General features: G+C 48.3%; 15 protein-coding genes and 1 tRNA gene. 9 read left to right on the forward strand and 7 right to left on the reverse strand.

The genetic code is table 11. From position 1 onward, the window contains the following. Window positions 1-119 precede the first annotated feature (119 nt). Window positions 120-635 carry a hypothetical protein gene (locus DS901_RS18445; protein ID WP_220150257.1) on the reverse strand — a complete coding sequence of 172 codons (516 nt, stop codon included), beginning with the start codon at window positions 633-635 and terminating at the stop codon, window positions 120-122. A 195-nt stretch (window positions 636-830) separates the two neighbouring features. Beyond that, window positions 831-1,049: a hypothetical protein gene (locus DS901_RS18450; RefSeq protein ID WP_147249970.1), complete on the reverse strand. Its 219-nt coding sequence runs from the start codon at window positions 1,047-1,049 to the stop codon at window positions 831-833. Window positions 1,050-1,446: 397 nt separating this feature from the next. On the opposite strand from DS901_RS18450, the gene DS901_RS18870 reads away from it, so the two are divergent. The 3 genes from DS901_RS18870 (at window position 1,447) to DS901_RS18460 (ending at window position 4,179) form a co-directional block, all read left to right on the forward strand. Next, window positions 1,447-1,514: transfer RNA gene (locus DS901_RS18870), tRNA-Cys, on the forward strand. Between the two features lie 335 nt (window positions 1,515-1,849). Beyond that, complete coding sequence (locus DS901_RS18455) at window positions 1,850-3,184, forward strand: site-specific integrase (protein ID WP_258546799.1); 1,335 nt, start codon at window positions 1,850-1,852, stop codon at window positions 3,182-3,184. 104 nt (window positions 3,185-3,288) lie between these two features. Beyond that, window positions 3,289-4,179: a hypothetical protein gene (locus DS901_RS18460; RefSeq protein WP_147249971.1), complete on the forward strand. Its 891-nt coding sequence runs from the start codon at window positions 3,289-3,291 to the stop codon at window positions 4,177-4,179. A 234-nt stretch (window positions 4,180-4,413) separates the two neighbouring features. Here the strand turns inward: DS901_RS18460 and DS901_RS19190 are convergent, their stop codons facing one another. Then, entirely contained in the window at window positions 4,414-4,596 is a 183-nt protein-coding gene (locus DS901_RS19190) for a KTSC domain-containing protein (protein ID WP_113778427.1), read from the reverse strand. Between the two features lie 631 nt (window positions 4,597-5,227). Here DS901_RS19190 and DS901_RS18475 point away from each other — a divergent pair. Further along, window positions 5,228-6,304 (forward strand): hypothetical protein, encoded by a 1,077-nt coding sequence (locus DS901_RS18475; protein ID WP_113778429.1) that lies wholly within the window; start codon window positions 5,228-5,230, stop codon window positions 6,302-6,304. A gap of 438 nt (window positions 6,305-6,742) precedes the next feature. Here DS901_RS18475 and DS901_RS18480 read toward each other — a convergent pair whose 3' ends face one another. Next, entirely contained in the window at window positions 6,743-7,915 is a 1,173-nt protein-coding gene (locus DS901_RS18480; RefSeq protein WP_113778430.1) for a hypothetical protein, read from the reverse strand. A 635-nt stretch (window positions 7,916-8,550) separates the two neighbouring features. Here DS901_RS18480 and DS901_RS18485 point away from each other — a divergent pair. Next, the gene (locus tag DS901_RS18485) at window positions 8,551-9,591 is read left to right on the forward strand and encodes a CHC2 zinc finger domain-containing protein (RefSeq protein WP_113778431.1); all 1,041 of its coding nucleotides are present in this window, start codon (window positions 8,551-8,553) and stop codon (window positions 9,589-9,591) included. A 627-nt stretch (window positions 9,592-10,218) separates the two neighbouring features. Here the strand turns inward: DS901_RS18485 and DS901_RS18490 are convergent. After that, on the reverse strand, window positions 10,219-11,238 hold the full coding sequence (locus tag DS901_RS18490; protein ID WP_113778432.1) for a tyrosine-type recombinase/integrase: 1,020 nt from the start codon (window positions 11,236-11,238) through the stop codon (window positions 10,219-10,221). A 21-nt stretch (window positions 11,239-11,259) separates the two neighbouring features. Between DS901_RS18490 and DS901_RS18495 the strand changes: the two genes are divergently transcribed. After that, window positions 11,260-11,790, forward strand: a complete 531-nt coding sequence (locus tag DS901_RS18495; protein WP_113778433.1) for a hypothetical protein — start codon at window positions 11,260-11,262, stop codon at window positions 11,788-11,790. Window positions 11,791-11,884: 94 nt separating this feature from the next. Here the strand turns inward: DS901_RS18495 and DS901_RS18500 are convergent, their stop codons facing one another. Together DS901_RS18500 and DS901_RS18505 are read right to left on the reverse strand one after the other, a co-directional pair. After that, window positions 11,885-12,619, reverse strand: coding sequence for a hypothetical protein (locus DS901_RS18500; RefSeq protein ID WP_113778434.1), 735 nt, complete (start codon window positions 12,617-12,619; stop codon window positions 11,885-11,887). Between the two features lie 114 nt (window positions 12,620-12,733). Continuing rightward, complete coding sequence (locus DS901_RS18505) at window positions 12,734-12,976, reverse strand: helix-turn-helix domain-containing protein (protein ID WP_113778435.1); 243 nt, start codon at window positions 12,974-12,976, stop codon at window positions 12,734-12,736. A gap of 109 nt (window positions 12,977-13,085) precedes the next feature. Between DS901_RS18505 and DS901_RS18510 the strand changes: the two genes are divergently transcribed. The 3 genes from DS901_RS18510 to DS901_RS18520 all read left to right on the forward strand — a co-directional run bounded on the left by DS901_RS18510 (window position 13,086) and on the right by DS901_RS18520 (window position 14,417). Further along, window positions 13,086-13,373 (forward strand): hypothetical protein, encoded by a 288-nt coding sequence (locus DS901_RS18510; RefSeq protein ID WP_113778436.1) that lies wholly within the window; start codon window positions 13,086-13,088, stop codon window positions 13,371-13,373. Between the two features lie 45 nt (window positions 13,374-13,418). Then, the gene (locus DS901_RS18515; RefSeq protein WP_147249973.1) at window positions 13,419-13,883 is read left to right on the forward strand and encodes a hypothetical protein; all 465 of its coding nucleotides are present in this window, start codon (window positions 13,419-13,421) and stop codon (window positions 13,881-13,883) included. A gap of 177 nt (window positions 13,884-14,060) precedes the next feature. Further along, window positions 14,061-14,417 carry a hypothetical protein gene (locus tag DS901_RS18520; protein ID WP_147249974.1) on the forward strand — a complete coding sequence of 119 codons (357 nt, stop codon included), beginning with the start codon at window positions 14,061-14,063 and terminating at the stop codon, window positions 14,415-14,417. Window positions 14,418-14,724: the final 307 nt, after the last annotated feature.

Below are 14,724 nucleotides of genomic sequence, written 5' to 3' on the forward strand. Positions count from 1 at the left end.
GAAAGTCGGGAAAGTCCGCATTGCAGACATCGGCGTTCAATATCCACTCAGTCGGCGTTCGCCGGTGCAGCGAAAGTCGGCAATGAGCCCACACCTACCAAAAAGGGAAGCTACTCGATCTAGTCGGCGCAACCTTCTGCTGACCAAACATTCGTTGAAATTCCAACCTTGCCGTCAGTGCTATGGAGTTGGATTTGCACGCCAGAACCATCTTCAGATTCATATCTTGCGTCGATGTTTGATATGCGCACGTTGCCCGCCAAAAAGGTTACAATATTGGTCTCAGGGGCACCTCGTGCGATGGTAGTTTCTAGCACCATACTTGCAAAATCATCCACGTTTCCCTCAAAGTTTCGCCGAACGGCTAGCACCGTGTTATCGCATACGAAAAGACCGCCATCCGCACCTTCCACAACCCATTCGTTTGGTAGGTCTTCCGACAAACGGCGCAGCGCCCAGCCGTTAGCAGACGCGTAGGCGCGTGCATCGGGCAAGATACTGCCAAGCTCAAAGCCCAGTTGCAGTTCATCCGCTGCAAACAGCTGGATCGGTAGAGCAATTAAACCAAAGGTGACAAAGGTATTACTAAACTTCAGCATGTGACACTTTCTTCTGGCTAGGGGAAACAAGTACATGTCTAGTGCCGAAAGCTAAAGGCAGCTTAGTCCCGCTGAGCTGACCTCCAGCCTATCAAAATGCTGCGCACCTGCTCCAATGTCCGCTTTGGAGAAGCTGCGCAGCAACGTCGAGAGCTTGTGCTAAAAGCAGCTATGGGCGGCGAATACTACCATTTAACACACAATCCCACACTTTGGCGGGGCTTCCAGTATTCAGTGGGTGCTTTGAGATAGGAAATAAACTGTAATGTCTTTCGCCGCATGAACAGACGCGTAATCTATTTCTAATCTTGCACCCGATGGAAGGCTAAGGATGTCACCAGCCTTTGCCACTGTATCGTCTAAGAATATAGCAACAGGGCGCGTTTCGTGACTATTGCCTTCCTCGAACGGAAAGACCTCAGCATTTACAGGTTGTCCATTTAGTTCCATTATTATCTCCTTTATCAACTCGTCAGAACACAGCGTAACTACCATCTGGACGTCTGGTGTAGGTGCAACGGCAATTGCGCGCATAGGTAGTACTGCGTGTAACTATAGGTTGTTGAATGTGGCTAAATTATGAAAAATAAAATTTTAGCCGCCAGAAAATATGTCGTAAAAAATGCCGCTAGATGCATAAATGTTCGGAATGATGGGCCGCACTGCAGCATGCTGATTGGTGGCTGTATACCTGCTTTGGACCGTTCCTGTCGATGAAACTCTAGGGTATGGGGCGCCGATGCCAGCAACCTTCAGACGTTTCTACTTGATCTGTCAGGTTTTTGCTTGCCACACATTCTTGATATGTTTCCGCTGCGTTCCCGATGGGTGCCACACACATTATGGTTTAAGAACAACCAATTCTAACGGATTGCAAATCCGTGTACACCGGTTCGATTCCGGTACTCGCCTCCATATCCTTCTAAATCAATGGGTTAAAGCTTTTGCTGTCGAGTGCGACACAAAGGGAGACACACCCAATGATGTTATCATCCTACCTTACCGTATCCCGACATGGCGTTTTCTATTTCCGCTGGCCGTTACCCCATATTGAGGGTGAGCCGCGCAGAACCGTGCGAATGTCATTGCGGACAAAATGCCCCAACAAGGCTGGCGACTTGGCTAGATATCTAGCAGTATGTGGGCAATTGTTAAAGGATCACATAGTATTGGCGCGGCTTAGACAAGACGAAATACGCGGGTATGTTCAGGGCTACTTTGCGAGGTCTTACCAGAGACTAAGCGAAGTCATGAACTCTAAAGGCTTACCTCCGCGCAACATTGAGGTGATGAAAGAGGAGCTGGATATTCACCAAGATGGGCTAACAGGTGATGACGAAATGTCTGACTTGTATCTTGATGGGCCTTTAATCGAAAAATTTAGGGAATTTGCAGGTCTTGATGAGGCGTCATGGGCTGAGAACGAGGCTGACCTTCGACGGGAGCTGAGGAAAGGTAGGAAGGACTCTCTCAAGGCCATCATAAAGGCCGCTGAGCGGTCAGAGCATTATTCCTTTGGCTCTCAGCCCGGAACGCCGCCGTCGCCGCCCAGCATGGCTCCCACGTGCAGTACGTCGCTGGGCGATGGGGTTGCCGACTTCATTTCTGAGCAGTCTCGCCAATGGGCTCCCAAGACTACCAAACAGAACCAAGCCTATCTCAATGTGATGTTGGAATATTTTGGCAAAGAGAAGCAGCTAATTGATATTACTAAGAGGGACGCCAGTGCTTTGAAGAAGGTTCTTCAAGCGATGCCTTCTTCGCGTAATACGAAGCCTGCGCTCAAAGACTTGCCATTGATGGAAGCTATAAAGGTCGAAGGACACAAGAAGATATCACCGAAAACGGTCAATAGTCACATTCAGATGTTTGCCAGTTTCTTCGACTGGGCAGAGCGGCATGGCCATGCCAAAGAAAAGCTGTTTGTTGGTATGAAGGTCGCTAAGGCAAAGAAGAGTGGGGATGCACGCAAGCCGTTCACACAAGAACAGGTTAATCTCATCTATACAGAACTGGTAAAAAACACGTCCGGTTATGTCCGCAACGAAAGTCACAAGTGGGGCATGCTCCTAGGCCTATACACTGGGGCGCGCCTAAATGAGATATGTCAGCTAGACACTGTAGATGTGCAACAAGAGGGGACAATTTGGTTCCTAAATATCACAGACGATGGTGATGAAAACAAAAGCATTAAGTCGGAGGCTGGAAAGCGCAAGGTCCCGCTGCACAAAGACCTTATTGCCCTCGGGTTCATCGACTTCGTAAGCAAACGCAAAGCAAGCAGGCGATTGTTCCCTGACTATAATTTCAATCAGAATGGTGGGTATGGCCGCAACTTAGGCCGTTGGTGTAATGAGAGTTTCTTAACGAAACTAGGGATTAAGGAACCGGGCTTAGTATTTCATAGTCTCAGACACACGGTTATAACGCGACTTAGTCAAGCAAATGTCCCTGAACCAATAGTCCAGTGTATTGTTGGGCATGCGCGTTCTGGAGTAACACAAGAGGTGTATATGAAAGAGGGATATACCTTGAAGCAACTAGCAGACGCACTTGATAAGTTTGTGGTGGCTAGCGACGATTGAACAGGTCCTACGATACAGTGGGGTGCGTAGTGGCGGGCAGCCTCCATTCCCATTATGGTAGCAATGTGATCCCGTGAATTTTTGGGGTATTGAGGAAACGATAGTTGGATAGTTCAGAAAACAGTTGGTGTACGATCTTCGAGAATATTCCGGTCTTGAAAACTCTGCGAAACATGAGCCGCAAGGACGTGCTGACATGCGCTGTTTTGGTATTGGCACTCTATGCTGGAGGAAACGCAGCTTATATATTGGGCATTGTCCTTGGCTTGCCTGCGCCAATCGCGACGCTCATTAATCATGCCTCAATAGTTCATCTATCCGGGCAACTGACGTTCATGGCGTTGATAATTTTTGCTTTATTCAAAATCACCCGCTTAATCATTGTAGGATTAGTGTTTCAGTGGATTTTTATGATTTGTAAGTTTCGATATGGCCCCAAAAAGCCGCGAGGTTTGCGGGGCCCTACTTTAGTACGATTGCAACGTCGGATGCTCAATGCAGTCGTTGAAGGTCGGTCCTACGGCAGAGTTGTTTTCGGCGGCCGCATCATAGCAGTCTTAGCATTTTGCCTTTCAACGTTTTTTTCTATCGCAAACGAAGAATTCACGACACAATTAATCAGCCTTTCAGTGGTTTATACGATTCTATTTGGAGGATTCATAGCTATCACTGGATCGATGAGCGCCTATCAAGTCGCCACTAGCAGAACACACCGAGAGTTCATCAACTCAGCAGAAGGTAGGAAGCTGGCCGTCGTTACAACACTTTTTCTTTGCATGTTATTGGGTATGGCACGAACATTTACAATGATACACGGTCCAACCTTGTCTTACTCGTTCGGGAATGAGGTTTGTCACTTCGCACCGATGATGCCTGTTTATGGTGGAAATCTGTACTTCGACCATGAGTCGTCTAGCTTTGTGGTACTTTCGTCCAATAAGATAGTTTTTTACATGCCTCACCGGACTTCACAAAAACCGCCAGCTTGTATTTGATTTCTGAAGAAAGGTCCGCTTACGACTAGAAAAGGTCCTTGTTGGCAAAACAACGAACGGCGGTTTCGTCCGCTTATCAGCAGAGTTTCCACACAGCCTCTCCGCGTAGCCGACTTCGGTGCTCTAAATTGTTACCGACTTCGATCAACGTCCGCTATGCGGGCTGCACCCGCAGCATTGCGACAACGTGACGAACGGCAGCAAAGGGCCGTGCACCATTAGGGTGAACTTGGATTAGTAGCGATCCTTTATGTGGTCATTGAAGAATTGGCCCTTGGACCGTGCCGCTAGAAATGCGCTGTAAACGCTCTCTGGTACGTTGGGGTAGTCATATCTACCGCTAACATGAAACCAAATGGACAATGTGCCATTGCTCCATTGTATACGGGCGATAGCAGACGAGTTAACAAATGGCATGATCACATCCCTTTCGGAGAAATAGTCACAACCATAGGTCGATTCTACAAGCGCAATTTTTAAACTGAGACACTACCGTGGTTCCACTACGAAGGCTACTTTGTCCGCTAACCGACAATTCAGTCGAACAAATGTTGCGCTATGCGCGAGTGGCAGCACTGCGAAAGGGGAAAGCGGTTTGTTAGGTCAGTGAGGTACATTATGCTAGTTGATACTGGCGCCAGTAACGCAGATGCGACACGCGAAGCACTTCTTCTTTTCGGCGAGCTATCGACACCGCAGGATGACATAAATGCAATTAGGTTTGCACAAGATATGGCTGATCGCATGACAGGTGGAAAACAGCAGCCTTGGATACAAGCTGCTAAAGCGAGGGGGTTTGGGGGTGGGGTGTGAGCTGGCTTCAGGTCGCTATTTGCGGGAAGGTTCAAATAAGGCTACAACACGTTGCCAAGAAAAGTTGAGGTGTTTCGTATATTGGTTTGGTTGACGCCTAAATGCATGCTTCACGTTCCTCACGTTCCTCACGTTCCTCACGTGCATATTAGGCCTACTTGCATTTAATGACCCCAAGCGGCACAATCAAAGGTGGTTGTTTGAATTCAGTTTTATAGAAGTAAGAGGACGAGTTGTGGACGTAAAAGAAGTTATTAGGCTCAGTCGATGGATGACGAATTTCATGGCGCAAGCAGGCCCAAAGTTCAAACAACTAGATCAAAATTTGGCGAATAATTCGCGGCAAGGACAATCAGCCGCCCCAGTTCAGGAACATCTAGATTTTATAACTAAAACTCTTGATGCATGGGACACAACTGAATTATCGTCATTGCAAGTCATGACGCTTAAGAAGCTTGAAGTTTACAGATTTTTGGGTCGCCATGGCGCTGTTTGGCTAAATGACGTCGTCAAGACACAAAGCTACGATATTGCCACTCTTTCGACTCAGGTGTCTGCATCGGTTAAAGCACTGTTTGAAGCTTCGAAACAATTGCAGCTCGCTTCCACGGCATTGAATAATATTGGCATCACTGCAGATGAATATGTAACGGACGCAGTAGCAGGACGTTATCGTGTCGCCGTGATCTTCAAGGCAGATGCTTCGATTGATAACGTCGCAGACTTAAAAAAACGTGTTAACGATTGGCATGTTACCGTGACAGGCATCGGCAATGCGGTAGGAGAGACTGTTGACCACACCACGGTGACAGGGGCTGATACAGGTTCATTGATGGTCTTCCTCGGAATGACCGCACAAGCAGCCCTAATTTTGGCGATGATTTCCAAATCTATTACGGTAGTGGCGGCAAACATTTTGGACCTGCAGATTAAGGCCGAAGAGTTGCGGAGTAAAAGACTGACAAATGATGCCATGGAGCAGGCATTTAGTGATCAGCAGCGAGACCTTAAGAAAGAAGCAATTGCTACCGCTATGAGGTCCATCGAACCCCATTTGAATGTTCCGTTAACTACGGAAACGAGGCCAAAATTAGAACTTTCGATCAAGAACCTCCTTAAGTTTGCTGAGCAAGGGGGAGAGGTGGATATAGAAACACCTGTTGAAAGTTCTGATGAGCTTGCATCCGATGAAACCGTCGCGGCAGTCACAGCCGAACTCAGGGCTATGGTTGTCGAGAAGAGAAAAGCTGACAGTGACCTAAAAGCGCTGACTGATCAAAGGCATGGGCATTCGTCGGAGAATAAAAGTTAGGCATGATAGCTCCAGTACTAAATACAGTGGAGTAGCTCTAGGGTTGAGCTTGGGGTGAATTACGCTAGGAGCCGCGTTAGCGCTGCGCTGCCATTTTTTAAGTCGCCGATACATCTCCATGCAAATGTATGATATCACGGCTGCACACGAGCGTGGCGAGCTCGTATTTTAAATTACAATGTAATATCAGTGACATATCTCTCTGTGACCAATAAGATAAGAAGATAGCTACGTGTCTACCTCCCTTCGTTCAGCTATGCTGATGCCGCTAAATTCTTATTTTTCTCAGTAATATTGATGTCCCCCCGCCATCGGCGAAGATGGGTTTCCTTATCGTTACTAGTAGTAGAGGAGTTGCCCTGAAGGGGCGACGACGGAGGTTGATATGAAGTTTTTAAAATCATCGGCATATGTCCATGTCATCGAGTCAAGTTAACGCTATTTCGTCGATTGACCGTTGCGCCTGAACGATCTCAGTCGTTGTTCATAGCCCGGAGCTGTTTCTAACTCTGCTGGGCTCCATTCGATGGGTTTAGTTGTTGAAGATGCAACTACTTCACCCAAACCAATATCGAATGAAACATATCCTCTTTTGCCAAACATCTTCTCGAACTCAGATTGCATTATTTCGGTCAGGTCGTCTTGCAAGGCTTGATGGACGATGAAGCTGTCATGTACTGGTAAACAAGCATAATTCATTTTCGCGAATTTAAGCATTACTGCTTCTGCCAATAGGCTGTCCTTGTACTGAAGCTTGAGACCTATTCCTGATCCAAAGTGCTTAGAGAGGTTGGGAAAGCTGCTGATGATAGATGCCCTGAACTCTATCCATGACATTCCTGTGGCTTCTTCTGAGAAGCCTTCGATTGGTTGCAGATGCCCATTGCCGCTAAAATTCAGAAGAGCATTGAAAGTCCGCTTTATCAGCTTGCGTTGAGACCTCCTTAACCCCGTGGAGGAAGAAAGTGCATAGGGGTCCTCGGGTATATCCATCCTTTCCATCGCATAGAGCATCGCGGCGTGAAGCCCAGAATAGTCGACTTCCACTGTACGTTTACCATCGATCAAGATGTATCGCCTAAGCTCGGATGGAATGCCCATCCACCACGCGCCGTAGAAGCGACCGCCTTGCTCCCAATCACTATTATTGAACACTCGATGAACAGTGCGTGCAGCAAAGTCAGAGGACTTGGCAGCCCCTTCCTTATCGTCACCATTGATCGCGGACTTGAGGCGTGAGAGCTGGTCATCTGAGACGGCTAAGTCGACCCAGTGATCAGTTAGCATCGAATTGATATCTTGAAGACGGTCCCTTGCATCATCCGCGAACTGGATATTGCCGTATTCGACCAGTTTCTTGTTTTGATCCTTGAGGCGTATGCCCTCAGCCGCCCTGTGGCGACGCAAGGCGGCGACGGACGCCCCGTTGCGCAATAGACCATGCAAGAGGGCCTCAGAGGCCTGATATCGAGCGGTGCGGTTGCTTGGGCCGTGTGGCTCATACCAAGCGCCGGTCGTCCGGATCACTAAGCCTGTACCGATCAGAATTTGCAGTGCGTCCTGAAACGAACGAGCTGATATGAAACTTGGACCGTAGCGTGACTGCTTCAATTTTTGTAGCGAGTTTGATCCCGAGGCAATTCCAACTTCCAAGGTTGGATCAGATTGATTTGCACGAAACAAGTCTAAGACAATAGATCCGATTGACGCTTCAAAACTTCTCTGTGCATCTGATCGACGCTTACGTTCTCGGACTTCACTGAGAGTTAGTTGCTCGCACAACTGCTCTAGATATGCGGCCAATTCAGGTGAGTCTGTTGTCCATTGTGGATCGAAGGGGCGGGACGGCACTGGTGTTATCTATCTCTTTTCAATTTTGTTGTTTTACACACTTGTGTGACGGAATTTATGCATGTCAGGCCACACTTTGAGCACGGTCCAATACCTCAGATGCAAGTCCGGTTCGCCCTCGCAGCCACGATAGCCCCTATACGATCATGGTTCACACGACCTGACGCAACCAAATTAATCATCCAAAACTCCGACAAATTTTCATGCTTTGGTAATTTAGCTATCCACCAGGCTCATCCCCATGCTTTGTTCAATTAGCTGCTCTACAAGTTCGCGGTAGGAAACTACGTATGGAAACGGAAGTAGCAATAGTGGTATGCTGCTCCTCAGCGGCAGGTTGTACTTGCTGTGGGTTATGTTACCCATTCACTACCTCAATCAAGTTCGGAACGCCAATGATCCCACCGGGTTTTCTCGACCGCCTTAGGCAAAGCGTGCATCTTTCAGATATAGTCGCGCCAAGTGTGGAGTGGGATCAAAAAAAGAGCAACTTCGACGAAGGCGATTTGTGGGCATGTTGTCCCTTCCATGCAGAAAAGACTGCCTGTTTCCACGTTGATAACAACAAAGGTTTCTACTACTGTTTTGGCTGTCACGCCAAAGGTGATATCGTCAGCTTTTTACGTGATACAAAAGACATAAGTTTTGCTGCGGCAGTCCGCCGTTTGGCTTTCCTTGCCGAAATGGATATAGAGTTAGATATCGCGATGAACCAGACACAGCCATTGCCGCCCATTCTCACTACAAAAGATGTAATCGTAAAGTGTTTCGAAAAAGAGCACTTTTTGGAAATTGGGGTGATCACAGGCTGGACCAGCTACATTCAAGGTCATGACCGACTATTACGCAGTTTGAGCTGGGGTGACTCCGACTATTCTGGCAACGTTCTTGATATGCTTGTGGCAATGCAAAGCCGTGATGATGGCTCACTAGAAAAAGTTCAGGCATACGTGATGCGAAAATTTAGCAACGTAACCACCGCCACCACGCACGTTGCGGCATTTTCCAACACACAACAGATCATAGGGTATACCTATGAGTTGCCGAGGAACGATGTAATTGGTGTCATGATGCCCTTCGGAGGGTTTTCAGAAGTCTATGATGCGATAAAGGCAGCGTGCACCACTACCGCACTCCAAGCAAAGAGAGCAGATGAAATGTGGGGGCATTCAATGTTCATGCGAGACATCATGGAGCTTGTAAACCACTCTGCTGTGGTCATTTGCGATTTGACGGGGCGCAACCCCAATGTCTTTTACGAGATGGGACTAGCCCACGCATGGGGCCGTCCCGTCATCCCCATCACGCAAAATAAGAATGACATACCGTCGGACCTCCAAGCTCACAGGTACCTTACATATTTGGATAATGCTGAAGGGCGGAAGCAGCTTAGCGGCGATTTGGCCAAGCGATTGAACTCTTTGCTTGAAGTCTAGTCGTCTCTCGTGATGCGTTAGCTCATGAACTGAATAACAGTCACCACGCCAAACTTGTTCTTCAGTGCGATGCCTGCAAAAAAATTCATCCAGCACAATCACGTTTAGTTTGTGACCCGTTCTTACTTCGAAATGCGGCTAAAACATCCTTGAATTGCCAATGTCATGCTGGATCAAATGTGCTGTTTATCCTTCGTAGAGAAACTGGCTTTGTACGGTCTTTTTCTATACGGTTATAAAATTCCAAAACTATTTTGCGTGCACCCATATGTATGATGTTGTGCGGAGTTCTCCCCCGTGCCCCGTGCTTCAATAAGCAGGTGAGTACACATTCCATCTTTCCGCGACCACTTAGAGAGAACAAGCTTGTTGATCCTGTTTGCGAGAGGCAAGTTGGGCTTTCAGCGCTGCACATGCTTAGAGGGGTGGGGTTGACAAAATCGTCGTCTTCAAAGCAAAAGTGTGACACACAGTGCGACACACAACTCAACCTCGCATTCGATTGTTCAAGCCTCCCAAGGGCTTAGAGAAATGGTAGCGGGTCCGGTACTCGCCTCCATTTAATATCAAGCACTTAGCCTTCCGGGCGTGAATTTACGAACCAGCATTTTACAAGACATTTTACAGTTACGTTCTTACGACGTTCTTTTCGGCCTTAGCGACGAGCTCCAAAATTTTGTCGGTTTTGTCACTTCCAACAACGGCATAGACTTCCATCATCTGAGTGGCATACCTAAGGTTCCAGCCAAAAACGGTCGCCAGTTGGATGGCATCGGCTCCAGCCTCGAGGAGCCGCGTAGTGGCTGTACCACGACAGTCGTGCATGTGAAGACTGTAGCCGAGCCTTTCTTCCGTAAGCCCCGCCTTATTTTTCCAATGACTTAATCTTTGTGAGGCGTAGCGCTCTGTCCACGGTTTTCCAGATGCATTAACCATCAAATACTCTTGCCCCTTCGGCACCGTATCAATCACCTCAGCCAGCTTCGGTGTGACTGGGATATGTGCAAAAATGCCGCGTTTCTTTGTCACGACCCGTAGACGTCGATTTCCCGAGCTTAGGGTTTCGACATCAAACCTACGGAGCTTGACCAGATCAGCAGGACGTAAGCCAGTTTCAGTTGCGGCGATCAAAACCCGCCCAATATTGTCTGGAGCGACGCTTAAAAAAGTGTTGATGAAATCTTGGGTCCAGGTGATGTGCGCCCGGTCAGCTTTGTAAACTTTTTCAAAGCTGCAGTGGTGCCGCCGGATCCGTCCTTGCTTTACGCCCCAATTCAATAGGAGTGTCGTAACTGTACCCGCATAATAATACTGTTTGGGGCTATTTTTCCACCTGTCACGCCATTCGTTGACTTCTCTTAATGATTCCCATTCTTCAAAAATCTCGACAGGGTCCTGTCCAAATTCGAGTATAAACCGATCCAGCCAAAGCCGGTAATCTTCCTGTGTGCGAGAGGCTAGTAGCAGATATCGTGGAGATGACGGGTAATCGTCGACGAGGGTCGAAGTAAGGGTTTCAGATTTTTTCGGTGCCGCCGTTTGCAAGGCGACGATGTAGGCAGTGTGAAACTCCTTCTCTCTGGGAAGCTTTTGCGATGACTTGTAAAATCCAGTGCGTTTGCGCCCACGAAGACTGAAGTAATACATGGTCGTAAGGGCGGTGCCGGCATGAGCCTCGTTGGCGTTGAGCGCGGTTGGTCCACGGCCCAGGCAGGCCACCCATTGGATGTCATGCTCTCAAAAAAGATGGCAAACCCTTTGATCGTCGTTGATGAAGTTTGCAAAGCAAAATCGGTGACGTCAACGAGAGGTGCGACACATGCCTTCGCAGACGCGCTTTTGTCATTGTTAGAACCGGCTACCGCAAAAGCATGGAACTGCCCGTATTTCCGTGTGCGTTTTGATATGTCGCATATCTCATGGGTGCTGACGTCGAACACGATCGAAAATGTACCTGAACCCGTACGGAACCGTTGTCAGGTGATTGAGATCACTGATCTGACGGTTGAACAGTTGCAAGGTTTTGTCACGAAAAAAGGGGCCGAAATCGGGCTGTCGGACGCAGCAGTGGAAGCAGTCGTCATGGCAATTGCTCGGGCACCGGCTGTCACAAAGCGGCGTTTGAGTCTACGTGATGCTGTGCGGATGTTGGAACGGGCGGAGATGTTGGAAGGGCGACCGCGTATCCACCAGATGTAGGTCGAACCATGCTTCTTTCCAATAGGGATGACCCAGTTGAGGGTTCTTCGAACGGAAATATACCGCAAATGAAAATGAACGAAACTTGCAACCGTTAGTGCACCAAGCGTAGCTTCGGTGGGCTGCGCGTTTCCAAATGCAGGCACGCCGACCAGAGGGGCGTTTTGTAATACGTGCCGTCGCTTAACATGCGCCCACTCTCGGGCTCTTCTCGCAGGAGCCCAAGCCAAGACAAAGGTCTTATGACGTTGACCGTGAATGCTGACCTCACGTTGCTGTAGTGCATATCGTAGGCGTCATTTGCAGGCATGCCATACAGTGTTTCGATCAAACGCTCTAAGCGACAGCCCTGCCGGACTTCAGTATCGATCAAGTTCAAAAAGATGTGCCAGTTACCCTGAACGCCCTGATCTTCACCATCGCGCATGTATTCATCATGCACAAAACGGTAAAGATAGATGGGCGCAACCATGTCAAAAAACTTGGCAGGGTCGGCCGCCAATGACCGCCCCAGCGCTGTCGCACGCAATGTCCCCTTGTAGCGCCGGACCAATTTGAAATGGTGTAGCAGGCTTCGCAATGGCCAAAGCGGAAAAAAGTCATGCTCATTGAGGACTTTGTTAACGATGAACAAGTCTTCAGACGTGTGCCCGGGCCACCTGAAAGCAGCCGCGGCCCAATGCACGAACTTGCGGTTCACTGCATCAGATTTTGTTAGGCCAATCCCTCCATGCTCATCCGCATAGCGCAATGCCAAAACCATGCCACGCAAAAGCGGGGAATGTTCCATGACATCAACGTCACGGTGAATTTTGAGGGTTGGGTTCATGCCAGCACGTTAGCCAAGGCACTCTGCCTTATCAATATACAAGATTTTGCAGTCATGTTCCTCATACAAAACCCGTCAACGTATTTTTGTGAAGAAAAAAGGCGCGCTGGCTTCTTACCCAGATATTTTGTTCTCTATAGCGACTATAAACTCCGAGAATGGCATATCTAACTCACGGGCCAGCCGAACCATAACGGTGAGCGTCGGTTGACGTTTGCGAGATTCAAGCAACGACACGTAACTCGTCGAAAGCCCCGCTCTGTGCGCCAACTCTTCTTGGGAATGCCCCATCTCGCGACGACGCGCCTGTAGCACTCGCGCAAAGGCATCAATTATGTCTGCTTCCCTACGATCCATCGTACAGGGTATTCAGCAGCTTGCACAGTAGGGCCAATGACTATAGTCAATAAGTGACTATAGTCACAAAGAATCACCTCAAAAAAAAACTTTTAAATGGATAATTGGCATGCCTGTTAAGTTAACTTTAAAGTCCGCCCTTCTTACTGCTCTATTGTGTTCAGGCTCGCCCAGCTACTCTGAACAGCTTTTGGTGAGCCCAAATGTCGAAACACTCCAACTGCTGCTAAAGCGTTTAAGAAACGAAGTGCCAAACTTCGAAGCGTTATCGAGAGGGGCAAGCGTCGTTCGTACCGCCGATGAGTTTAGCCGTGATCAGGAGCTAAATCTTGAGTTGGAGCGACTTCAAAATTTATGGAACGATTTGGATGAAGATGTATCCCTTCAATTCAATTGAAAAACAAACGTCGGCGAGTATGATAGCGCAGCAGGGGGTTTCCCCGTGCCCCTGTTCTTTCCCGGCACCTCCATTCGTGGCTCAGTGCCAATCGAGTTTAGTAACGCCGCTGCAGTTCGTATCTTTCCTGTGCCCGTAGAGAACGGCCAGGATACACTCGCTAAGTTCGACGTTTCGAGATCCGCAACAATCACGGTAACGCTGGATACGTTAGGCGCATCACCTTTACAGTCGAATACGATTGAAGGCCGCGTTTCAGAAGTCATCCTCACAAATCGCGCCGGTACAGAGATTGGCCGATATGAACCTATTCCTTCAGAGGAGCGTCAAGCTGCAGCAAATTTAACTCCGGCTGATGCAGCCATTGGACTTGCCGAAGTGACGAAAGCCCCGATCGCAGGGCAAAGCTGGGATGAGGTTCTTACCTTCTTGCAGGATCAAGCCTTTGTATCAGGCACTGGTGATAATTTCAGCGGTCAGTTGTTTTCTTTTGAAGATGGAAATTTCTAACGGCAAAGGCCGTTGGAGCAATATCAAACACTCACTTTAACTTACGCACAAACTCAAGCCGCAGCAGAACTCGCCCTTCGTATTTCCACACGCCGAACATTCGGCCTGAATGGACCGGCACGCCCTTTCGGAAACCTTGATTGCTCAACACCCGACCAAATCGATCAATGCGGCATCATGCAATTTGAACGGATTGATGGAACGTTGGTTCTGACGGATAGCATTTCCATTTTTGAAACCACTGAAGCACACTATGATAGTCCAGACCTCGCGGACACGTTTGGCCATGATATTTTACATGGCATGCATAACACCGAAACACAGGTAAACTTTAGCGAAAGTGAATTGGGTGGGTCAAGTGGGCGCGCGTCAAGCGCGAACCTATACTGGGCAGGCGACATCGCCACGGATCCAGTGCCACTTTTTGATCTGCGAGCCGGGTTTTCAGAAACATTTTCGGCGCCAACAATGCTCTGGCTTGTCGACGGCCAGAATCAACGAACGATCATTGTTACGCGCTCAGAACATCAATGACCCATTGGGCATCACAAAACCTCTATTTCAATCAGAAATTGTTGGGAATAACTAGGTTAGGCCCGCCTAAAACACTGTTATTCATTAGGCCTTCGTCAATTAACGCAACAGTCCCTCTAGGAAACTAGGAGCACCTCAAATCATTACATTAGTTGACTTTTTTAGTCTGAAATAGAAAGGAAGGTCTTGCATGTTTTGAAGTACAGACCTAGGCTTTATTTCAAAGAGCCGCCAGGTTGCTCGCTTGCAACGTTTTTTGCAAGTTTCTTACCTAGCTATTGAGACTGGTTGGCGGATTTATCATTTC

Source organism: Loktanella sp. D2R18, from assembly GCF_003318235.1.
Lineage (GTDB): Bacteria > Pseudomonadota > Alphaproteobacteria > Rhodobacterales > Rhodobacteraceae > Yoonia.